Genomic DNA, 20,599 nt, shown 5'->3' on the forward strand with positions numbered 1-20,599 from the left:
GTGATTCCATGGATTTCAAGCTGACCCAGGAACAGGAAATGCTCGTCGAGGCGGTCAAGGCCTTCGTCGAGAAGGAACTGCTGCCCCACGAGGAAGAAGTCGACCGCGCCGACGCCGTGTCCCCGGAGCTGGCCGCGCAGATCCGCGGCAAGGCCATCGCCGCCGGCTTCTACGCCTTCAACATGCCCGAGGAAGTCGGTGGCGGCGGCCTCGACTACCTGTCCCAGGCGCTGGTGGAGCGCGAGCTGTCCAAGGTCTCCTGGGCGCTGCACGTGTTCGTCGCGCGGCCCTCGAAGATCCTCATGGCCTGCAAGGGCCAGCAGGTCCAGGACTACCTGCTGCCGGTGGTGCAGGGCGAGAAGATCGACTGCTTCGCCCTCACCGAGCCGGGCGCCGGCTCCGACGCCAACTCGATCAAGACCCGCGCCGTGCGCGAGGGCGACGACTTCGTCATCAACGGCGCCAAGCACTTCATCAGCCACGCCGGGCACGCCGACTTCGCCATCGTCTTCGCCGTCACCGACACCTACGAGCACAATGGCAAGAAGCGCAACGCCGTGACCGCCTTCCTGGTCGACAAGGGCACCCCGGGCATGACCGTGCGCCGCGGCCCGCGCTGCGTCAGCAACAAGGGCTACCACACCTACGAGATCTTCTTCGACGACTGCCGCGTGCCGGCCGCCAAGGTCCTCGGCGAAGTGGGCAAGGGCTGGGAAGTGGCCAACGCCTGGCTCACCGCTGGCCGTGTGATGGTCGCCGCCAACTGCGTCGGCCAGGCCCAGCGCGCCATGGACCTGGCCCTGCAATGGTCGGCCGACCGCAAGCAGTTCGGCCAGGCCATCGGCAGCTACCAGGGCATTTCCTTCAAGCTGGCCGACATGGCCACGCAGATCCGCGCCGCCGAGCTGATGACCCTGCACACCGCGTGGAAGATGGACCAGGGCAGCATGACCGATGGCGAGGCCGGCATGGCCAAGCTGTTCGCCAGCGAAGTGCTGGGCAAGGTCGCCGACGAGACCGTGCAGATCTTCGGCGGCATGGGCCTGATGGACGAGGGCCCGGTGGAGCGCATCTGGCGCAACGCGCGCATCGAGCGCATCTGGGAAGGCACCTCGGAAATCCAGCGCCACATCATCTCCCGCGAACTGCTGCGGCCGCTGCTGCGCTGATCGGTGATCCCATGAGCCAACGTGACAATCTCAAGCGCCTGCTGGCCCCGCGCCACCTGGCCTTCATCGGCGGCCGCAGCATGGCCCGCGCGCTCAAGCGCTGCGCCGAGGGCGGCTTCGCCGGGCCGATGTGGCTGGTCAACCCGCAATACGACCAGCTCGAAGGCGTACCCTGCGTGCGCAGCGTCGCCGAACTGCCCGAAGGCCCCGACGCGGTCTTCGTCGCCACCAACCGCGAGCTGACCTTGCAGGCCGTCGCCGAACTGGCCGCCAAGGGCGCCGGCGGCGCCATCTGCTACGCCTCCGGCTTCGCCGAGACCGGCGCCGAAGGCCAGGCCCTGCAGCAGCGTCTGCTCGACGTGGCCGGCGACATGGCCCTGCTCGGGCCGAACTGCTACGGCCTGCTCGACTACCTGCACGGCGCGGCCCTGTGGCCGGTGGCCCATGGCGGGCACATCGTCGAGAAGGGCGTGGCGGTGCTGACCCAGAGCGGCAACTTCGCCTACAACCTGTCGATGAGCGACCGCTCGCTGCCCATCGCCTACATGGCCTCGGTGGGCAACCAGGCGCAGCTGGGCGTGGCCGAGCTGATGGACGTACTGCTCGACGAGCCGCGCGTCACCGCCATCGGCCTGCACCTGGAAGGCCTGAAGAACGTTCCCGGCTTCGCCCGCGCCGCCTACAAGGCGCTGCAGAAGGGCATCCCGGTGATCGCCCTGAAGACCGGCGTGTCGCAGATAGGCGCGGAACTGGCGCTCAGCCACACCAGCTCGCTGGCCGGCTCCGACGCGCTGTACGACGCGCTCTTCGACCGCCTCGGGGTGATCCGCGTGAGCGGCCCGGTGAGCTTCATCGAAACCCTCAAGGCCGCCGCCTGCGGCAACCTGCCGGCCGGCCCGAGCCTGGCCGCGCTGGCCTGCTCCGGCGGCGACGCCGGGCTGATCGCCGACTACGCCGAGCGCAACGGCCTGCCGTTGCCCAAGCTGGTCGAGGCGCAGCGCGCCGAGCTGGCCCAGGTGCTGCCGGACTACGCCAACATCGCCAACCCGCTGGACTTCACCACCGCCATCTGGGGCGACGGCCCGGCGCTGGAGAAGATGCTCGACAGCGCCCTGCGCACGCCCGCCGACGCCGCGCTGCTGGTGCTCGACTACCCCGGCGAGGAAACCGGCGAGCGCCCGCAGTGCGACCTGCTGCTGGAGCTGTACTGCGCCGCGCTGAAGCGCCACGACAAGGTCGGCTTCATCGCCTCGGCGCTGCCCGAACTGCTGCCGGCCCATGCCCGCGAACTGCTGCACGGCCACGGCGTGGCGGCACTGCAGGGCGTGGAGGACGGCCTGGCCGCCTGGGGCCGCATCGCCCACTACCGCCAGCGCCGCGATGCGCTGCTGGCCCGTGGTGAAGCGGCGCTGGTGCCGCTGTGCCCACAAGCCATCGAAGGCGAGGGCCGGCTGCTCGACGAATGGGCTTCCAAGCAGGCGCTCAAGCCCTTCGGCCTGCCGCTGCCGGCGGCCGTGCTCAGCACCCCCGGCCAGGCCCGCGAGGCCGCCGCCGACCTGGGCTACCCGCTGGTGCTCAAGGCGGTCAGCGCCGAGCTGCCGCACAAGACCGAGGCCGGTGGCGTGGCGCTCAACCTGCGCAACGAGGCGGCCCTGGAGGCGGCGCTGTTCGACATGCGCGAGAGCCTGGCCAGGCACGCGCCCCAGGTGAAGTTCGAGCAGGTGCTGCTGGAGCGCATGGCCAGCCCGCCGCTGGCCGAGCTGATCGTCGGCATCAAGCGCGAGGTCGGCTTCGGCCTGGCCCTGGTGCTCGGCGCCGGCGGCATCCTCGTCGAGCTGCTCAAGGACAGCCGCAGCCTGCTGCTGCCGACCACCGACGCGGCCATCCGCGACGCCCTCCTGGGCCTGCGCAGCGCGCCGTTGCTCAGCGGCTTCCGCGGCCGCCCGGCAGTGGACATGGACAAGCTGGTGGACGCCATCCGCGCGGTGGCCGACTACGCCTGCGAGCACGCCGACAGCCTGCTGGAGCTGGACGTGAACCCGCTGCTGGTGAACGCCGAAGGCGCCGTGGCGGTGGATGCGCTGGTGCGGCTGGGCGACGGCTGAGGACCTGAAGGGGAACACGAACGCTCCCCTCTCCCGCAAGCGGGAGAGGGGGCAAAGCATTCCGGCGCCCGCCGCGAGTTCGGCGTCCGTCCCGGAACAACGAGTTGCGAGGAGACACCCCATGCAAGAACAGAAGACCCTCACCGGCGGCCAGGCCCTGGTCCGCCTGCTGGCCAACTACGGCATCGACACCGTGTTCGGCATCCCCGGCGTGCACACCCTGGAGCTCTACCGCGGCCTGCCCGGCAGCGGCATCCGCCACGTGCTCACCCGCCATGAGCAGGGCGCCGGTTTCATGGCCGACGGTTATGCGCGGGTCAGCGGCAAGCCCGGCGTGGCCTTCATCATCACCGGCCCGGGGGTGACCAACGCCGCCACCGCCATCGGCCAGGCCTATGCCGACTCCATCCCGCTGCTGGTGATTTCCAGCGTCAACCACACCGCCAGCCTGGGCAAGGGCTGGGGCTGCCTGCACGAGACCCAGGACCAGCGCGCCATGACCGCGCCGATCACCGCGTTCTCGGCCGTGGCCTTGACCCCGGAAGACCTGCCCGAGCTGATCGCCCGCGCCTACGCCGTGTTCGACAGCGAGCGCCCGCGCCCGGTACACATCTCGGTGCCGCTGGACGTGCTGGCCGCGCCCATCGCCCGTGACTGGACCGGCGAAGTGGTGCGCCGCGCCGGCCGCGGCCAGCCCTGCGCCGACGCGCTGCACCAGGCTGTGGATAAACTCACCGCGGCCAAGCGGCCGATGATCATCGCCGGCGGCGGCGCGCTGCATGCCGTGCAGGCCCTGGCCGCGCTCAGCGAACGCCTGGCCGCGCCGCTGTTCACCAGCGTCGCCGGCAAGGGCCTGCTGGCCGCGGAAGCCCCGCTGGCGGCCGGCGCCACCCTGTGCACCCAGGCCGGTTGGGACATGATCGCCGAGGCCGACCTGGTACTCGCCATCGGCACCGAGATGGCCGACACCGACTTCTGGCGCGAGCGCCTGCCGCTGACCGGCGAGGTGATCCGCGTCGACGTCGATTCGCGCAAGTTCAACGACTTCTACCCCAGCGCCGTGGCCCTGCTCGGCGACGCGAAGGCCACTGCCGAGGCGCTGCTGGCCGCGCTGCCGGCTGCCAGGCGTGACGCCGGCAGCGCCATCGACCGCGTGGCCCAGCTTCGCCAGCAACTGGAAGCCAGCCACGCGCCGCTGCAGCTTATCCACAAAGCTATCCTCGAACGCATCGCCAAGGCGCTGCCGGCCAATGCTTTCATCGCCAGCGACATGACCCAGCTGGCCTACACCGCCAACTACCTGTACCCCAGCCGCGCCCCCCGCGGCTGGCTGCACCCCACCGGCTACGGCACCCTCGGCTACGGCGTGCCGGCCGGCATCGGCGCCAAGTTCGGCGCGCCGGAGCGCCCCGGCCTGGTGCTGGTAGGCGACGGCGGCTTCCTCTACACCGCCCAGGAGCTGGCCACCGCCACCGAGGAGCTGGACAGCCCGCTGGTGGTGCTGCTGTGGAACAACGATGCCCTCGGGCAGATCCGCGACGACATGCTCGGCCTGGACATCGAGCCCATCGGCGTGCTGCCGCGCAACCCGGACTTCGCCCTGCTCGGCCGCGCCTACGGCTGCGAAGTGCGCCAGCCGCAGAGCCTGGACGAACTGGAGCGCGACCTGTGCGCCGGCTTCGCCCACCCCGGCGTGACCCTGGTCGAGTTGAAACACGCCTGCGCCCAGTAGGCCCCGTCGTACCCGCCGGGGCCCACACGGGCCCTGGTGCATTGAAGGACACTTCCCATGCGCTACTCCAACCTCACCCAACGCATCGCCGGCGACGGCGCCGCCGCCTGGGACATCCACTACCGCGCCCTGGCGCGCATGGAACAGGGCGACGACATCCTGCTGCTGTCGGTGGGCGACCCCGACTTCGACACCCCGGCGCCCATCGTGCAGTCGGCCATCGACAGCCTGCTGGCCGGCCACACCCACTATTCCGACGTGCGCGGCAAGCGCAACCTGCGCGAGGCCATCGCCCGCCGCCACAGCCAGCGCAGCGGCCAGGCGGTGGACGCGGACGCCGTGGTGGTGCTGGCCGGCGCGCAGTGTGCGCTCTACGCCGTGGCCCAGTGCCTGCTCGACCCGGGCGACGAGGTGATAGTCGCCGAGCCCATGTACGTGACCTACGAGGCGGTGTTCGGCGCCTGCGGGGCCAAGGTGGTGCCGGTGCCCGTGCGTTCGGAAAACGGCTTCCGCGTGCAGCCCGGGGACGTGGCGGCACTCGTCACCCCGCGCACCCGCGCCATCGCCCTGAACAGCCCGCACAACCCCTCCGGCGCCAGCCTGCCGCGCGCCACCTGGGAAGCCCTGGCGGTGCTGTGCATCGAGCACGACCTGTGGATGATTTCCGACGAGGTCTACAGCGAGCTGGTGTTCGACGGCGAGCACATCAGCCCGGCCAGCCTGCCGGGCATGGCCGAGCGCACCGCGACCCTCAACAGCCTGTCCAAGTCCCACGCCATGACCGGCTGGCGGGTGGGCTGGGTGGTCGGCCCGCGCGAACTCTGCGGCCACCTGGAGAACCTCGCCCTGTGCATGCTCTACGGCTCGCCGGACTTCATCCAGGACGCCGCCTGCACCGCGCTGGAAGCCCGGCTGCCGGAACTGGAAGCCATGCGCGAGGCCTACCGCCAGCGCCGCGACCTGGTCCTCGACTGCCTGGATGGTTGCGTCGGCCTGCGCGCCCTGCGCCCGGACGGCGGCATGTTCGTGATGGTCGACATCCGCCCCACCGGCCTGTCCGCCCAGGCCTTCGCCGACCTGCTGCTGGACCGCCACGGCGTCTCGGTGCTGGCCGGCGAGGCCTTCGGCCCCAGCGCCGCCGGGCATATCCGCCTGGGCCTGGTGCTCGGCGCCGAGCCGCTGCGCGAGGCCTGCCGGCGCATCGCCCTGTGCGCCGCCGAACTGCTGAAGGAGAAACGCTATGCATGACCGCCTGCAGCTCTACATCGACGGCGCCTGGGTGGCGCCGCAAGGGCAGGGCCTGGCCGAGGTGCAGAACCCGGCCACCGAAGAAACCATCGGCCGCGTGCCGCTGGGCGCCGAAGCCGACGTGAACCGCGCGGTGGAAGCCGCGCGGCGTGCCTTCCCGGCCTGGTCGCGGACGCCCTCCAGCGTGCGCGCCGGCTACCTGCGCGCCCTGGCCGGACAGCTCAGGGCCCGCGCCGACGAGATGGCCGCGCTGATCACCGCCGAGCTGGGCATGCCGGTGCAGTGGTGCCGCATGGTCCAGGTCGACGGGCCGATCGAGGGCCTGGAAAGCTACATCCCGCTGGCCGCGCACATGGACGAGGTGCGCGAGGTCGGCAACTCGCTGGTGGTCAGGGAAGCGGTGGGCGTCTGCGCCTTCATCAACCCTTGGAACTACCCGCTGCACCAACTGATCGGCAAGCTCGCCCCGGCCCTGGCCGCCGGCTGCACGGTGGTGGTCAAGCCCAGCCAGGACACCCCGCTGCACGCCTTCCTGCTGGCCGAGATGATCGACGCCATCGGCCTGCCGGCCGGGGTGTTCAACCTGGTCAGCGGCCCCGGCTCGAAGGTCGGCGAGGCACTGGCGCGGCACCCGGACGTGGACATGGTCTCCTTCACCGGCTCCACCGGCGCCGGCATCAAGGTTTCCGAGGCGGCGGCGCCGACGGTCAAGCGCGTGTGCCTGGAACTGGGCGGCAAGTCGCCGTTCCTGATCACCGCCGACGCCGACCTGGCCGCCGCCGTGCGCCACGGCGTGCAGGACGTGATGATCAACTCCGGGCAGACCTGCACCGCGCTGACGCGCATGCTGCTGCCCGCCAGCCGCTACGCCGAGGCGCTGGAGATCGCCCGCGCCGAGGCCGAGGCGCTGAAGCTGGGCGACCCGCTGGAGGCGGACAGCTTCCTCGGCCCGATGTGCTCGGCCGGCCAGCGCCGCACGGTGCTGGACTACATCCGCGTCGGCCAGGAGGAGGGCGCACGCCTGCTCTGCGGTGGCGCGGAGCGGCCGTTCGGCCTGGAGCGCGGCCACTACGTGCAACCGACGCTGTTCGCCGGCGTGAACAATTCGATGCGCATCGCCCGCGAGGAAATCTTCGGCCCGGTGCTGTGCCTGATCCCCTATGCCGACGAGGCCGAAGCCCTGGCCATCGCCAACGACTCGCCCTTCGGCTTGTCCAGCGCGGTCTGGGCGGGCGACCGCGAGGATGGCCTGCGCCTGGCCCGGCACATGCGCGCCGGCCAATGCTTCGTCAACGGCGGTGCGTTCAACTACCGCGCGCCCTTCGGCGGCTACAAGCAGTCCGGCAACGGCCGCGAATGGGGCGAGGAAGGCCTGGCCGAGTTCGTCGAGCACAAGGCCATCCAACTCTGAGCGCCTGAAGAGCACCCTCTCCCCAGCCCTCTCCCGCAAGCGGGAGAGGGGGCAAGAGCAGTCCAGCGCGGCGGTGAAGTTTCGCGCTGGCACGGATAGCTCCCCTCTCCCTTCAGGGAGAGGGGCTGGGGGAGAGGGTGCCGAGCCCAGCGCCGATGCCTGACCATCAAGGAATCCACATGAACGTACTGATCGTCCACGCCCACAACGAACCCCAGTCCTTCAGCACCGCGCTGTACAAGCTGGCCGAGGAAACCCTGCAGGGCCAGGGCCACGAAGTGCAGGTCTCGGACCTGTACGCGATGCACTGGAACCCGGTGGCCAGCGCCGCCGATTTCGGCGCCCGCGCCAACCCGGACTACCTGGTCTACGCCCTGGAGCAGCGCGAAGGCGCCAAGGCGCATACCCTGGCCGCGGACATCCAGGCCGAGCTGGACAAGCTGCTCTGGGCGGACCTGGTGATCTTCAACTTCCCGATCTACTGGTTCTCCGCCCCGGCCATCCTCAAGGGCTGGTTCGACCGCGTGCTGGTCTCGGGCATCTGCTACGGCGGCAAGCGCTTCTACGACCAGGGCGGCCTGGCCGGCAAGAAGGCGCTGGTGACGGTGACCCTCGGCGGGCGCGAGCACATGTTCGGCGAAGGCGCCATCCACGGCCCGCTGGAAGACATGCTGCGGCCGATCCTGCGTGGCACCCTGGCCTACACCGGCATGACCGTGCTGCCGCCGTTCGTGGCCTGGCACGTGCCCTACATCAGCAACGATGCGCGCCAGGACTTCCTGCGCCAGTACCAGGACCGCCTGCAGCGCCTGGATCAGGATCGGCCCCTGGAATTCCCCCGCCTGGAGCAGTTCGACGAGCGCCTCTACCCGCTGCCGCGCTGAGCGGCACGCCTCGATGCCGTGGCGCACCGTCGTAGGATGGTGTTGAGCGAAGCGATACCCATCACCGCGACTCGGCCTTGGGTCACCTGTCCCGAGCACTCCGATCTCGGCCAATGAGCCGGGCATGGGATGGGTGTAGCGGCGTATAACCGCGAACGGTTATACGCCCTACGGCCCCAACCAGCCCGCATCCCGGAACGAAAAAAGGCGCACATCAATCAAGACGTGCGCCTCTGGAGGAAAAGGGCAGCCGCTGCAGCCTGGTATGCGCGGGGGAGTGTTGGCGACCGGCTGGTGTGCCGGGTGCCATACGACGGGCCGGTTGGGCCCGTCGCTGCTGCAGCGACCTGGTTGCCACTATACCCGGCAACTGTCCGGGGAAAATGACCCTATACTGCGATTCAGTTTTGCAGACGGGGCAACAGTGGACACTTTACATGCGATGCGGGTCTTCGCCCGCGTGGTCGATGCCGGCAGCTTCACCGCTGCGGCCAACGCCCTGGGCCTGTCGACCGCCCAGGTCTCCCGCGTGGTCTCGGACCTGGAAGCCTACCTGCAGGCGCGCCTGCTGCACCGCACCACCCGGCGCCTGGCGCTGACCGAGACCGGCGAGCGCTACCTGCAGCGCTGCCGGGCGATCCTGGTGGACGTCGACGAGGCCGAGGCCGAGGCCAACGGCGCGCACCTGAGCCCGCGCGGCCGGCTGCGGGTGCACTCGCTGACCGGGCTCGGCCAGCAGCACCTGATCCCGCTGATCTCGCGCTACTGCCAGGGGTACCCCGAGGTCTACATCGAGCTGACCCTGGCCCAGCGCCAGCCGGACATCCTCGAAGAAGGCCAGGACGTGGTCATCACCCGCGACCGCGAACTGCCCGACTCCGAATACGTCGCCCAGACCCTCGGCACCATCTACAGCGTGCTCTGCGCCAGCCCCGGCTACCTGGCCGAACGCGGCACGCCGCGCGGCATCGACGACCTGCGCGAGCACCGCTGCCTGCGCCTGCAGGACCCGACCTTCCCGGAAGGCTGGGCCTTCGAGGAGGACAACGAGGCGAGCGTGATCCGCCCGCGCGACACCTTCATGGTCAACGTCGCCGAGGCCCTGGCCGGGGCGGCCCGCGCCGGCATGGGCATCTGCCTGCTGCCCAGCTACGTGGCCGCGCCGGCGCTGAGCCAGGGCGAACTGGTGCGCGTGCTGCCCGAGCGCAGCCTGCACGTACGGCAGATCTTCGCCCTCTACCCGTCGCGGCGTTTCCTCGACGCGAAGATCCGCACCTGGGTGGAATTCCTCAAGGAAGAACTGCCCAAGGCCTTCGATGCCGACGAGCAGGTGCTGAGCGATCCGTCCCACTGGGCCTGACGGGATTGTTGCTTTTTAGGCAATGGTCTGTTGGTGAGCCAGCTATTTTTCCGTCTGTCACCGAGTCGTAACCTTTGCATCGCCCCCAACGAGCGGGGCCAATCAAAGGTTCGAAAATCATGTCCCGTAAACTTGTTGTTGCTGCCCTGCTGTCCGTTTGCTCGCTGTCCTTCGTGCAACTGAGCTTCGCCGAAGAGTCCCGACTGATGACCGACAAGATGGTGAAAGCCAACGAGGCCGCCATCGCCGCTGCCCAGCAGGCCTCCGACGCCGAGCGTACCGCCGGCAAGGCCGCTGCCCAGCCTAACGCCGATTCCTGATCGGCGTTCCCTTCCCCCGGGAAGCCCGGAGCGTGAGCCGGTATTCCCAATGCCTTGCGCCGCATACGAGATGCGGCGTTTTTTTATCCCGGCGGGGGCGGTGATTCTTTCATTTTTTGAAAAAGTCTTTCGCCGTCTTCGCGCTTTATCCGCAATAGTTAGGTCAATATACTTGTCTTTATCTGCCGGTTTCCCCGGCAGGCCCGACACGATCAGCCTGATGTGTCACCCGAGGGTGCGGTGACTGCGAATCTTCCGCCCCCTCACGCCAGCCGGTTCCTCCAACGCCGACTGGCGCTGCTTCCCGACGCCGATATCCGATTGCTCCAATCGACGTCTTCTTTCCGGCCGCTGCACTCAGCGGCCGTTTTTTGCCCGGAACAAATCCCGACTGCCGAAGCGCCCGTGCCGCTGCCCGGTATAGAGCGGGCGGATGCCTGTGCGCGGAAAATGTAGTGAATCGAACATAAATAAAGTATTTGCAATGATTTGAAATATTCACTACAAGACCAGGCATAACCGCCAAGGGAGCTGCCATGTCCAGCCTCAAAGACCGCCTGGCCGCACCGGACGTCGCCCTGACGCCGGCCGAGCGCAAGGTGCTGCGTGCCCTTCTCGACGACTACCCGCGCCTGGGCCTGGGCCCCATGGCGCGCCTGGCGCGGCAGGCCGGGGTCAGCGACCCGACCATCCTGCGCCTGGTGAAGAAGCTCGGCTTCGCCGGCTATGGCGAGTTCCAGGATGCCCTGCTGATCGAGGTGGACGACCGCCTGCGCTCGCCGCGCACCCTGCTCGCCGAACGCCGCGAACGCATGGAGCACGACGATCCCTGGTCGAGCTACCTGGCCGACGCCTCGGACAAGCTGCAGCACACCCTGAACCTGACCCGCGCTGACGACATCCGCCTGCTCGGCGACTGGCTGCTCGACCCGCGCCAGCGCCTGTATTGCCATGGCGGCCGCTTCAGCCGCTTCCTCGCCGGCTACCTGGTCACCCACCTGCGCCTGCTGCGCGGCGGCTGCCTGTGGCTGGACGACGGCATGGCGCTGCCCGACCTGCTGCACGACATGGACCGCCAGTCGCTGCTGGTGCTGTTCGACTACCGCCGCTACCAGGCCCAGGCCCAGCTCGTCGCCCAGACCGCCAAGGCCCGCGGCGCGCGGGTAGTGCTGTTCACCGACATCTATGCCTCGCCGCTGCGCGAACTGGCCGACCTGATCGTCAGCGCGCCGGTGGAATCCACCTCGCCCTTCGACTCGCTGGTGCCGGCCATGGCCCAGGTCGAGGCGCTCATCGCCAGCCTGGTGGCGCGCAGCGACGCCCAGCTCGACGAGCGCCTGGAGGGCATCGACCAACTGCGCGCCGCCTTCAACGCCCACCTGCTCGAGGAGTGACCATGTTCAGCCTGCCCCACCACTCGCCCCGCGACCTGCCGTACCGCCGCGGCGAGACCGCCATCCTGTTCGTCGACATGCAGAACGCCTGGGTCATCCCCGGCCGCGACGCCCACGTCGAGGCCGGCAAGGCCCGCTACTTCTACGAGCGCGTGCAGAACCAGGTGATCCCCAACCAGCAGCGCCTGCTGGCGGCCATGCGCGGCGCCGGGCAGAACGTGCTGCACACCATCATCGAGAGCCTCACCGCCGATGGCCGCGACCGCTCCCTGGACCACAAGCTGTCGGACATGCACCTGCCCAAGGGCCACCCCGACGCCCAGGTGATAGACGTGCTGGTGCCGGCCGAGAACGAAATCGTCCTGCCCAAGACCTCGTCCGGCGTCTTCAACTCCACCGCCATCGACTACGTGCTGCGCAACCTCGGCGTGCGCCACCTGATCGTCTGCGGCGTGGTCACCGACCAGTGCGTGGACATGGCCGTGCGCGACGCCGCCGACCGCGGCTACCTGGTGACCCTGGTGGAAGACGCCTGCGCCACCCACACCGCCGAGCGCCACCAGGCCTGCCTGGAGGCCATCAAGGGCTATTGCTGGATCGCCGACACCGACGCGGTGCTGGCCCGCATCGCCGACCTCGCCTGACCGCGGAGCACGCCATGAGCCATCCCACCGGGCCGCTGCACCTGAGCAGCTTCGTCACCACCGACCTGGCCGGCGTCACCCGCGGCCGTTCGCTGCCGGCCGCCGCGGTCGCCGAGCAACTGGCCAGCGGCTGCGGCTGGGTGCCGGCGAACAGCGCGCTGACGCCGCAGGACATCATCGCCGACGACAACCCCTGGGGCAGCCACGGCGACCTGCGCCTGCTGCCCGACCCCCAGGCGCACCTGTACCTGGAGCAGGGCCCGGACCCGCTGGCGCCGCCGCTGGACTACTACCACGGCGACCTGGTGGAGACCGACGGCACGCCCTGGCCGGTGTGCCCGCGCACCCTGCTGCGCGAGGAGATCGCCCGCTACCGCGAGCTGGGCCTGCAGGTCACCGCCGCCTTCGAACACGAATTCACCCTGCTGGGCCTGCCCGAGGGCCCGGGCGGCGCCTTCTCGCTGCAGGCCCAGCGCGCTGCCGGCAATTTCCCCGGCTGGCTGATGGCCGCCCTGGAGCAGGCCGGCGCCGAGCCGGAGATGTTCCTGCCCGAATATGGCCGCCGCCAGTACGAGGTGACCTGCCGCCCGACCCAGGGCGTGGCCGCCGCCGACCGCGCGGTGAACGTGCGCGAGGTGGTCCGCGAGATCGCCCGGCAGATGGACCTGGGCACCTGTTTCTCGCCGCTGCGGGCGCCCGGCGAAGTGACCAACGGCGTGCACCTGCACCTGAGCCTGCAGAGCCTCGACGGCACGCCGCTGTTCTATGACGCCACGCAGCCGAACAACCTCTCCGAGACCGCGCGCCACTGGGCCGCCGGCGTGCTGCGCCACCTGCCGGCGCTGTGCGCGCTGACCGCGCCAACGGCCGTTTCCTACCTGCGCCTGAAACCGCACCACTGGAGCGCCGCCTACGCCTGCCTGGGCCTGCGCAACCGCGAGGCGGCGCTGCGCATCTGCCCGGTGGTGAGCCTCGGCGGCAAGCCGCTGGCGCGCCAGTTCAACCTGGAATTCCGGCCGATGGACGCCACCGCCTCGCCGCACCTGGCCATGGCCGCGGTGCTGATCGCCGGCCGCCTCGGCCTGGAGGAGCGCCTGCCGCTGCGCGCGGTGGCCGACGTCGACCCGGACTCGCTCGACGCCGCCGAGCGCCAGGCCCTCGGCATCCAGGCGCTGCCCGGCTCGCTGGAGCAGGCCCTGCAACTGCTGATGGACGACCACGCGCTCTGCGCGCAGTTGCCGCCGGCGCTGCTGCAGACCTACTTCGCCATGAAGCGCCAGGAGCTGGCGCTGACCCGCGACCTCACCGACGACCAGGTGTGCCAACGCTATGCCAGCCTCTACTGAAAGCGGGATCTACCGCGAAGCGCCGTTCCGCCTGCTCAACCCGAACGGGCGCAGCCCGGTGCTGCTGGTCTGCGAGCACGCCAGCCGCTACATCCCGGCGGAACTGGCGCAGCTCGGCCTGGACGACGCCGCGGCGCAGGAGCACATCGCCTGGGACATCGGCGCGCTGGCCCTGGCCGAGGCGCTGGCCGAGCGCCTCGACGCGCCGCTGCTGGCGGCCGGTTATTCGCGCCTGCTGATCGACCTGAACCGCCCGCTGGCCGCGCCGGACAGCATCCCCGGGCACAGCGAGGTCTACCCCATCCCGGGCAACCTCGGGCTGAGCGAGGCGAACCGCCGGGAACGCCAGGCGCGCCTGTTCGAACCCTTCCACCGCGCCCTGGCCGAGTTGATCGACCAGCGCCAGGCGGCCGGGCAGCCGACGCGCATCGTCGGCGTGCACAGCTTCACCCCGAGCTACCGCGGCGTACCCCGGCCATGGATCGCCGGCGTGCTGTACGGCCGCGCCGAAGGCTACGCGCGGCGGATCGTCGACGGCCTGCGCGAAGGCGGCGGCGAGATCGGCGCCAACCAGCCCTACGACATCGACCCGGCCGAGGACATGACCGTGCCGGTGCACGGTGACGAGCGCGGCATCGACGCCGTGCTCCTGGAAATCCGCAACGACGGCCTGCGCGAGGCCGCCGCCATCCAGGCCTGGGCCGAGCGCCTGGCGCCCTGGCTGTAAGCCCCGGAACAAGAAACGCCGTCGCGCTCGCGGCGCAGACAACAACGACAAAGCTGCCGAATCGAGAGGACTCCCCCATGGCCATCGAACAGTTTGGCTACCAGCAACAGCTCCGCCGCAGTCTTTCCCTCAGCGACCTGGTCATCTACGGGATGATCTTCATGATCCCCATCGCGCCCTTCGGCGTGTATGGCTGGGTCCACGCCGACTCCCAGGGCATGGTGCCCATGGCCTACCTGGTGGGCATGCTGGCGATGCTGTTCACCGCCCTGAGCTACGGCGCCATGGCCCGCGCCTTCCCCATTGCCGGCTCGGTGTACTCCTACGCCCAGCGCGGCATCCACCCGCACGTCGGCTTCCTCGCCGGCTGGGTGCTGCTGCTGGACTACCTGCTGATCCCGCCGCTGCTCTACGTGTTCAGCGCGCTGGCGCTCAACCACCTGTTCCCGCAGGTGCCCAAGCTGGCCTGGATGCTCGCCTTCCTGGTCTCGGCGACCCTGGTGAACCTGCGCGGCATCACCTTCGCCGCGCGCTTCAACCTGCTGTTCCTGATCGCCGAGATGATCGTCCTGGCGATCTTCCTGGCGGTCGGCTACCACGCCCTGGAGGGCGGCATGGGCAATGGCCGGCTGACCCTGGCGCCGCTGTACCAGCCGGAGCATTTCGACCTCGGCCTGGTGATGAAGGCGGTGTCCATCGCGGTGCTGTCGTTCCTCGGCTTCGACGCCATTTCCACCCTCGCCGAAGAGGTGAAGGGCGACCCGGCCAGGCAGATCGGCCGCGCCTCGCTGATCGCCCTGTTCGTCATGGGCGGCATCTTCGTCCTGCAGACCTGGCTGGCCACCGACCTCGCCGCCGGCATGACCTTCCAGTCCGCCGACACCGCCTTCTACGAGATCGCCGAGGCCGCCGGCGGCAAGTGGCTGTCCACCCTGACCGCGGTGGCCACCGCGCTGGCCTGGGGCGTGACCGTGTCGATCACCTCGCAGGCGGCGGTCTCGCGCCTGCTCTACTCGATGGCCCGCGACGGCCGCCTGCCGCGGGTGCTGGCCAAGGTGCACACGCGCTACCAGACCCCGCACGTCAGCCTGTACCTGGTGGCGGTGCTGTCGCTGGGCATCGGCGTGGCCTTCCTCGACGCCCCGGACGTGCTCACCTCGCTGGTCAACTTCGGCGCGCTCACCGGCTTCTGCCTGCTGCACCTGGCGGTGATCAACCACTACTTCATCCGCCAGAAGAGCGGCAAGGTGGCGCGCCACCTGCTGTGCCCGCTGGTGGGGCTGGCGATCATCGGCTACGTGCTGGTCAGCATGAGCGCCGACGCCCAGTACCTGGGCCTGGCCTGGATCGCCGTGGGCCTGGTGTACCTGGCGGTGCTGCACAAGCGCGGCAAGGCCGGGGAGCTGGCCACGGGGCTGTGACCGGCAACGGCGGATGAAGCGTTCCGCTTCATTCGCCCTACAAGAGCGTCAGGGCGCGTAGGGCGGATAACCGTTCGCGGTTATCCGTCGCCTCACCTGCGGCGGCGTGTCTCCAGCCTTGTAGGAGCGGACCTTGTCCGCGATAGCCGGAGGTATAGGCGCGATTCGCGGATGAGATCCGCTCCTACGCCGCGCCACCACATCGTGCTCCTGCAGGCGCGCGCCCTGCGCGCGAAATCGCGGACGGAGTCCGCTCCTACGGTTCCGGGGCGGCGCGGTGGTCGTCAGCCTTCGCCGAGGAATTCCCCGCGGCTCAGCCCGTGCCGCTGCATCTTCTCGTTGAGGGTGCGGCGTGGCAGGCCGAGCAGTTCCATCACCGCCTTGATGTCGCCCTTGCATTGGCTCAGGGCCTGGCGGATGCACTCGGCCTCGTAGGCCTCCATGCGTTCGAACAGGCCGCTGCCGGCCGGCGCCTCCAGTTGCGCCGCGCGGTCCAGGCCGAGCACGTGGCGCTCGGCGGCGTTGGCCAGCTCGCGCACGTTGCCCGGCCAGTCGTGGGCCAGCAGCCGCGCCAGCTCGGCGGTGGACAGCGGCGGCGCCTCGCGGCCGAGCTTTTCGCTGGCCAGCCGGGCGAAGTGCTCGAACAGCAGGGGGATGTCCTCGCGCCTTTCGCGCAGCGGCGGCAGGCGCAGCTCGGCGACGTTCAGGCGGTACACCAGGTCCTCGCGGAAGCGCCCGGCGCGGGCTTCCTCCAGCAGGTCGGGCTTGGTCGCGGCGATCACCCGCAGGTCGACGCGGATGCTCTGGTTCGAGCCCAGGCGCTCCAGCTGCTGCTCCTGCAGCACGCGCAGCAGCTTCACCTGCTGGGCCAGCGGCATGCTCTCGATCTCGTCGAGGAACAGGCTGCCGCCGTTGGCGTGCTCCAGCTTGCCGATGCGCTTGCCCTGGGCGCCGGTGAAGGCGCCGCTTTCATGGCCGAACAGCTCGCTTTCGAACAGTTGCTCGGGGATGGCCGCGCAGTTCAGCGCGACGAAGGGCTTGCCGGCGCGTGGGCCGAAGTCGTGCAGGCAGCGGGCGACCAGTTCCTTGCCGCTGCCGGTGTCGCCGCGGATCAGCACGTTCACCGGGGTGTCGGCCAGGGCCATGACCTGGCGGCGCAGGGCTTCCATCGGCTTGGATACGCCGAGCAGGCGCGAGGCCACCTGGTCCTTGAGCGTCGCCTGCTCGCGCAGCTGGCGGTTCTCCAGCACCAGGCGGCGCTTCTCCAGGGCGCGGCGCAGGCTGTCCAGCAGGCGCTCGGGGGTGAAGGGCTTCTCGATGAAGTCGTAGGCGCCGTTGCGCATGGCCTGCACCGCCATGGGCACGTCGCCGTGGCCGGTGACCATGATCACCGGCAGGTCGCGGTCCAGCTGCTGCAGGCGTTCGAGCAGGGCCAGGCCGTCCGTGCCGGGCATGCGCACGTCGCTGATCACCACGCCGGCGAAGCCGCGCTCCAGGTTCCTCAGGCACTCCTCGGCGCTCTTGCACAGGCGCACCTCGAAGCCGGAGAGCTGCAGCCACTGCTGCACGGCCTCGCGGATGGCGGCTTCGTCATCGACGAAAATCACGTGTTCGGTCATGTCTCTTCGCTCGCGGCGGGCAGCACCAGGCGGAACAGCGCGCCGCCCTCGGGGCGGTTGGCGGCCTCCAGGCGGCCGCCGAGTTCGTGGACGATGCCGTAGGATACCGCCAGTCCCAGGCCGAGTCCCTCGCCCACCGGCTTGGTGGTGAAGAAGGGATCGAAGACGTTGCCCAGGTGTTCGCCGGCGATCCCCGGGCCGTTGTCGGCGATTTCCAGGCTCCACTGTTCGCCCTCGTGGCGCAGCGTCACCTCGATGCGCGGGCGCTCGGCGCCGGCCACCGCGTCCAGGGCGTTGCGCAGCAGGTTGACCAGCACCTGCTCCAGGCGGATGGCGTCGCCCAGCACCCAGGCCGGCATGCTGAGCACCTGGCTGATCTCCACCTGCTCGGCGCGGATGCGCGGCGTCAGCAATTGCAGGGCCTGTTCCAGCACGTGGCCCAGCTCGATGCGTTCGCGCAGGCCGCCGGGGGTCTTGCGGGCGAAGGTCTTCAGGTGGCCGGTCAGCGCGGCCATGCGTTCCAGCAGCTCGTCCAGGCGCGCCAGCGCGGCGCGGGCCTCGTCGTTGCGCCCGGCGTCCAGCAGCAGGCGCACGCTGGCCAGGTGCATGCGCTGGGCGGTCAGCGGCTGGTTGATCTCGTGGGCCAGGGCCGCCGACATCTGCCCCAGGGCCGCCAGCTTGGCGGCCTGCACCAGGCCGTCCTGGGCGGTGCGCAGGTCGGCGGTGCGCTGCTCCACCAGGCGCTCCAGTTCCTCGCGGCTGCGCTGGCGCAGGCGGGCGATGCGCCAGCGCTGCTGCAGCAGCATGGCCAGGAACACCAGGGCCAGCCAGGCCCCGGCGGCGGCCAGGCGCGCGGTGGCGACGTCGCTCTGCACGCCGCGGGCGTCGCGCAGCAGGTGCAGGGTCCAGTCGTCGTCGGGCAGGCTCAGGGACTGCCAGAGGTAGTCGGTCTCGTCGCCCCTGGCGCCGACGCGCACCAGGCGGCTGTCCTCGCCCAGCGGCTGCAGGGTGCGGTGTTGCAGCGGGGTCAGCGGCTGGCGGTCGTACTGGCGGGTCTGCGCCAGCTCCAGGCGGGCGAAGGTGTCCAGCGGCTGCAGCTCGCGGTAGCGCCAGCCGGGGTGGTTGGCGAGGAAGACGATGCCCTTGGTGTCGCTGACCAGCACCAGGTCGGGGGTCTGGCTCCACTGCTGTTCCAGGTCGGGGAACTCCAGCTTGACCACGATGGCGCCGAGGAAGCGCCCGGCCTCGTCGCGCACCGCGTTGGCCAGGAAGTAGCCGGGGATGCCGGTGGTCACGCCCACCGCGTAGAAGCGCCCGGTGCCCTGGGCGATGGTCTGGCGGAAGTAGGGGCGGAAGGCGTAGTTGTGGCCGACGTAGCTGGTCGGCAGGCGCCAGTTGCTGGCGGCCACGGCCAGGCCGTCGCGGTCGAGCAGCTCCAGGGTGGAGGAGCGCGCGGCGGCGTTGATGCGCTCCAGCTTGAGGTTCAGCGCCCGCTGCGCATCGCCCTGCACCGGGCCGGCCAGGGCCTGGCGCAGCTCCGGGTCCAGGGCCAGCACCGCCGGCAGGCTGCGGTAGCGCTCCAGCAGGGTGCGCAGGGAACTGACGTACAGCCCCAGCTGCTCGTGGGCCGCCTCGGCCTCGGCGAGCAGCGAGCGGTGCCGCGCCTTCTCGCCCGCCCAGTACACCGACAGCAGCAGGCCGGCCAGCACCAGCAGGCTGGCGAGGATCAGGCGCGGGGGACGGTTGAAGGTCATGGTGCTCGGGGCGGGTGGGCGGAGCGCGACCATAGCACGTCCGGGCACTGGTCCGGCGCGACTGCGGGTCGCTACACTGCGCGACCTTCGAGGAGAACGTCCGATGCAGCTGATCGCCTGGTCCCATCCCTGTTCCGCCGGCTTCACCCTGCGTGGCTGGCGCAGCGAACCCAGCGGCAAGCCACTGCTGCACTTCCTGCATGGCAACGGCTTTTGCGGGCGTGCCTACGAGCCGATGCTCAAGCACCTGGCGCGGGACTTCGACCTCTGGCTGTGCGACGTCCAGGGCCACGGCGACAGCGACCACGGCGGGCGCTTCCACGGCTGGAACCGCAACGCCGAGATGGCCGTGGAGGCCTTCGAGGCCGGCCGCGCGGCCTACGGCGAAGTGCCGCGCCATGCCTGCGGGCACAGCTTCGGCGGGGTGCTCAGTAGCCTGATCCTGGCACGCCATCCGCAGCTGTTCGAGCGCGCGGTGCTGCTCGACCCGGTGCTCTTCACCCCGGCGATGATCGGCGTGATGGCGCTGTCCGAGGTGCTCGGCCTGCACGAGCGGCGGGCCATGGTGCAGAAGGCCAGGGCCCGGCGCAGCCAGTGGCCGGACCGTGCCGCCGCCTACGCCGGCCTGCACGGCCGCGGCATCTTCCGGGGCTGGACCGACGAGGCGCTATGGGCCTACGTGGAGAACGCCATCAAGGCGGTGGACGGCGGCGTCGAGCTGAAGTGCCGGCCGAGCCGCGAGGCGGAGATCTTCAGCTCCTTCCCCAAGCGCCTGTGGCCGTCGCTGGCGAAGGTGGGCACGCCGACCCTGGTGCTGTTCGGCGAGCGGACCTACCCCTTCGTGCCCAAGGCGGTGGCCCGCTGGTGCGCGCAGAACACCCACGTCGGCGGGCAGAACGTCGCCGGCGGGCACTGCTTCATGCAGGAATATCCACAGGACAGCGCCGAGCGGGTGGCGCGCTTCCTGCTCGGCCACGAATAGTCAGTCGCCGACCTTCTTGCTCGAGTGGTTGCGGCGCCATTCGTCCAGCCGCACCACCTCGGCCTTGTGCCGCGGCGGCGCGGCTTCCGGCTCGGGGGCCGGCAGGGCCTGGGCGATTTCCACCACCGCGCGCACCTCGTGGGGCTCGGGGTGGAAGCGGAAGGGCTCCAGCTCGATGGGGCCGGGGCGCTGGCCGAGCATGGTGATGCTGCCGTTGTAGCGGTCCTGGCCGCTGGCGGTGAACTCGAAGCCGTATTCCCGGGCCAGGCAGAGCATGCCGTTGGCGCCGCGGCGCAGGCGCAGGCGACGCAGGGCGACGTTCTCGTCGAGCAGCTCCACCCCCTGCCGCGCGCAGTGCTGGCGCGCCAGCTGCAGGGCGCGCTCGCGGATGCCGTGGGCGCGCCACCACCAGGCGGCGGCCGTGGCCAGCAGGAGGAATACGAAAAGGTTGCCCAAGGTCACTTCAAGGCTCCGCTCGGGAAG

At 70.3% G+C, this 20,599-nt stretch carries 17 protein-coding genes; 14 read left to right on the plus strand and 3 right to left on the minus strand.

What is annotated here, in order from left to right; genetic code table 11:
• Positions 1 to 8: 8 nt before the first annotated feature.
• From VV867_RS16895 to VV867_RS16955, 13 genes are all read left to right on the plus strand, one after another.
• The gene (locus tag VV867_RS16895) at positions 9 to 1,169 is read left to right on the plus strand and encodes an acyl-CoA dehydrogenase family protein (protein WP_328567045.1); all 1,161 of its coding nucleotides are present in this window, start codon (positions 9 to 11) and stop codon (positions 1,167 to 1,169) included.
• 11 nt (positions 1,170 to 1,180) lie between these two features.
• Complete coding sequence (locus VV867_RS16900; RefSeq protein ID WP_328567046.1) at positions 1,181 to 3,274, plus strand: acetate--CoA ligase family protein; 2,094 nt, start codon at positions 1,181 to 1,183, stop codon at positions 3,272 to 3,274.
• Between the two features lie 121 nt (positions 3,275 to 3,395).
• Complete coding sequence (locus tag VV867_RS16905; RefSeq protein ID WP_328567047.1) at positions 3,396 to 5,006, plus strand: 5-guanidino-2-oxopentanoate decarboxylase; 1,611 nt, start codon at positions 3,396 to 3,398, stop codon at positions 5,004 to 5,006.
• Between the two features lie 57 nt (positions 5,007 to 5,063).
• Positions 5,064 to 6,254: a pyridoxal phosphate-dependent aminotransferase gene (locus VV867_RS16910; protein WP_275628037.1), complete on the plus strand. Its 1,191-nt coding sequence runs from the start codon at positions 5,064 to 5,066 to the stop codon at positions 6,252 to 6,254.
• The gene (locus VV867_RS16915) at positions 6,247 to 7,665 is read left to right on the plus strand and encodes an aldehyde dehydrogenase family protein (protein ID WP_328567048.1); all 1,419 of its coding nucleotides are present in this window, start codon (positions 6,247 to 6,249) and stop codon (positions 7,663 to 7,665) included. The genes VV867_RS16910 and VV867_RS16915 overlap by 8 nt, the downstream gene beginning before the upstream one ends.
• A 179-nt stretch (positions 7,666 to 7,844) precedes the next feature.
• Complete coding sequence (locus tag VV867_RS16920) at positions 7,845 to 8,549, plus strand: NAD(P)H-dependent oxidoreductase (protein ID WP_328567049.1); 705 nt, start codon at positions 7,845 to 7,847, stop codon at positions 8,547 to 8,549.
• A gap of 424 nt (positions 8,550 to 8,973) precedes the next feature.
• The gene (locus VV867_RS16925; RefSeq protein ID WP_275628034.1) at positions 8,974 to 9,909 is read left to right on the plus strand and encodes a LysR family transcriptional regulator; all 936 of its coding nucleotides are present in this window, start codon (positions 8,974 to 8,976) and stop codon (positions 9,907 to 9,909) included.
• A 119-nt stretch (positions 9,910 to 10,028) separates the two neighbouring features.
• Positions 10,029 to 10,229: a hypothetical protein gene (locus VV867_RS16930; RefSeq protein ID WP_089393919.1), complete on the plus strand. Its 201-nt coding sequence runs from the start codon at positions 10,029 to 10,031 to the stop codon at positions 10,227 to 10,229.
• Positions 10,230 to 10,765: 536 nt separating this feature from the next.
• Positions 10,766 to 11,623 (plus strand): MurR/RpiR family transcriptional regulator, encoded by an 858-nt coding sequence (locus VV867_RS16935; RefSeq protein ID WP_328567050.1) that lies wholly within the window; start codon positions 10,766 to 10,768, stop codon positions 11,621 to 11,623.
• 2 nt (positions 11,624 to 11,625) lie between these two features.
• Complete coding sequence (locus tag VV867_RS16940) at positions 11,626 to 12,267, plus strand: cysteine hydrolase family protein (protein ID WP_328567051.1); 642 nt, start codon at positions 11,626 to 11,628, stop codon at positions 12,265 to 12,267.
• Between the two features lie 14 nt (positions 12,268 to 12,281).
• Positions 12,282 to 13,613 carry a glutamine synthetase family protein gene (locus VV867_RS16945; RefSeq protein WP_328567052.1) on the plus strand — a complete coding sequence of 444 codons (1,332 nt, stop codon included), beginning with the start codon at positions 12,282 to 12,284 and terminating at the stop codon, positions 13,611 to 13,613.
• A complete protein-coding gene (locus tag VV867_RS16950; RefSeq protein ID WP_328567053.1) occupies positions 13,597 to 14,340 on the plus strand; it encodes an N-formylglutamate amidohydrolase in 744 nt (247 codons plus the stop codon). The genes VV867_RS16945 and VV867_RS16950 overlap by 17 nt, the downstream gene beginning before the upstream one ends.
• A 77-nt stretch (positions 14,341 to 14,417) precedes the next feature.
• On the plus strand, positions 14,418 to 15,761 hold the full coding sequence (locus VV867_RS16955; RefSeq protein WP_328567054.1) for an APC family permease: 1,344 nt from the start codon (positions 14,418 to 14,420) through the stop codon (positions 15,759 to 15,761).
• 284 nt (positions 15,762 to 16,045) lie between these two features.
• Here the strand turns inward: VV867_RS16955 and VV867_RS16960 are convergent, their stop codons facing one another.
• The gene (locus tag VV867_RS16960) at positions 16,046 to 17,380 is read right to left on the minus strand and encodes a sigma-54-dependent transcriptional regulator (protein WP_328567055.1); all 1,335 of its coding nucleotides are present in this window, start codon (positions 17,378 to 17,380) and stop codon (positions 16,046 to 16,048) included.
• On the minus strand, positions 17,377 to 19,134 hold the full coding sequence (locus tag VV867_RS16965; RefSeq protein ID WP_328567056.1) for a sensor histidine kinase: 1,758 nt from the start codon (positions 19,132 to 19,134) through the stop codon (positions 17,377 to 17,379). The genes VV867_RS16960 and VV867_RS16965 overlap by 4 nt, the downstream gene beginning before the upstream one ends.
• Positions 19,135 to 19,237: 103 nt before the next feature.
• On the opposite strand from VV867_RS16965, the gene VV867_RS16970 reads away from it, so the two are divergent.
• The gene (locus VV867_RS16970) at positions 19,238 to 20,116 is read left to right on the plus strand and encodes an alpha/beta fold hydrolase (RefSeq protein WP_328567057.1); all 879 of its coding nucleotides are present in this window, start codon (positions 19,238 to 19,240) and stop codon (positions 20,114 to 20,116) included.
• Here the strand turns inward: VV867_RS16970 and VV867_RS16975 are convergent, their stop codons facing one another.
• A complete protein-coding gene (locus VV867_RS16975; RefSeq protein ID WP_275628029.1) occupies positions 20,117 to 20,578 on the minus strand; it encodes a DUF3301 domain-containing protein in 462 nt (153 codons plus the stop codon).
• Between the last annotated feature and the right edge of the window lie 21 nt (positions 20,579 to 20,599).

The organism is Pseudomonas sp. JH-2, from assembly GCF_036231725.1.
GTDB classification, from domain to species: domain Bacteria; phylum Pseudomonadota; class Gammaproteobacteria; order Pseudomonadales; family Pseudomonadaceae; genus Pseudomonas; species Pseudomonas delhiensis.

Bases quoted from the DNA above. Each gene is read 5' to 3' on its own strand.
- VV867_RS16895 (WP_328567045.1), top strand. From the start codon at position 9: ATGGATTTCAAGCTGACCCAGGAACAGGAAATGCTCGTCGAGGCGGTC.
- VV867_RS16900 (WP_328567046.1), top strand. From the start codon at position 1,181: ATGAGCCAACGTGACAATCTCAAGCGCCTGCTGGCCCCGCGCCACCTG.
- VV867_RS16905 (WP_328567047.1), top strand. From the start codon at position 3,396: ATGCAAGAACAGAAGACCCTCACCGGCGGCCAGGCCCTGGTCCGCCTG.
- VV867_RS16910 (WP_275628037.1), top strand. From the start codon at position 5,064: ATGCGCTACTCCAACCTCACCCAACGCATCGCCGGCGACGGCGCCGCC.
- VV867_RS16915 (WP_328567048.1), top strand. From the start codon at position 6,247: ATGCATGACCGCCTGCAGCTCTACATCGACGGCGCCTGGGTGGCGCCG.
- VV867_RS16920 (WP_328567049.1), top strand. From the start codon at position 7,845: ATGAACGTACTGATCGTCCACGCCCACAACGAACCCCAGTCCTTCAGC.
- VV867_RS16930 (WP_089393919.1), top strand. From the start codon at position 10,029: ATGTCCCGTAAACTTGTTGTTGCTGCCCTGCTGTCCGTTTGCTCGCTG.
- VV867_RS16935 (WP_328567050.1), top strand. From the start codon at position 10,766: ATGTCCAGCCTCAAAGACCGCCTGGCCGCACCGGACGTCGCCCTGACG.
- VV867_RS16940 (WP_328567051.1), top strand. From the start codon at position 11,626: ATGTTCAGCCTGCCCCACCACTCGCCCCGCGACCTGCCGTACCGCCGC.
- VV867_RS16945 (WP_328567052.1), top strand. From the start codon at position 12,282: ATGAGCCATCCCACCGGGCCGCTGCACCTGAGCAGCTTCGTCACCACC.
- VV867_RS16950 (WP_328567053.1), top strand. From the start codon at position 13,597: ATGCCAGCCTCTACTGAAAGCGGGATCTACCGCGAAGCGCCGTTCCGC.
- VV867_RS16955 (WP_328567054.1), top strand. From the start codon at position 14,418: ATGGCCATCGAACAGTTTGGCTACCAGCAACAGCTCCGCCGCAGTCTT.
- VV867_RS16960 (WP_328567055.1), bottom strand. From the start codon at position 17,380: ATGACCGAACACGTGATTTTCGTCGATGACGAAGCCGCCATCCGCGAG.
- VV867_RS16965 (WP_328567056.1), bottom strand. From the start codon at position 19,134: ATGACCTTCAACCGTCCCCCGCGCCTGATCCTCGCCAGCCTGCTGGTG.
- VV867_RS16970 (WP_328567057.1), top strand. From the start codon at position 19,238: ATGCAGCTGATCGCCTGGTCCCATCCCTGTTCCGCCGGCTTCACCCTG.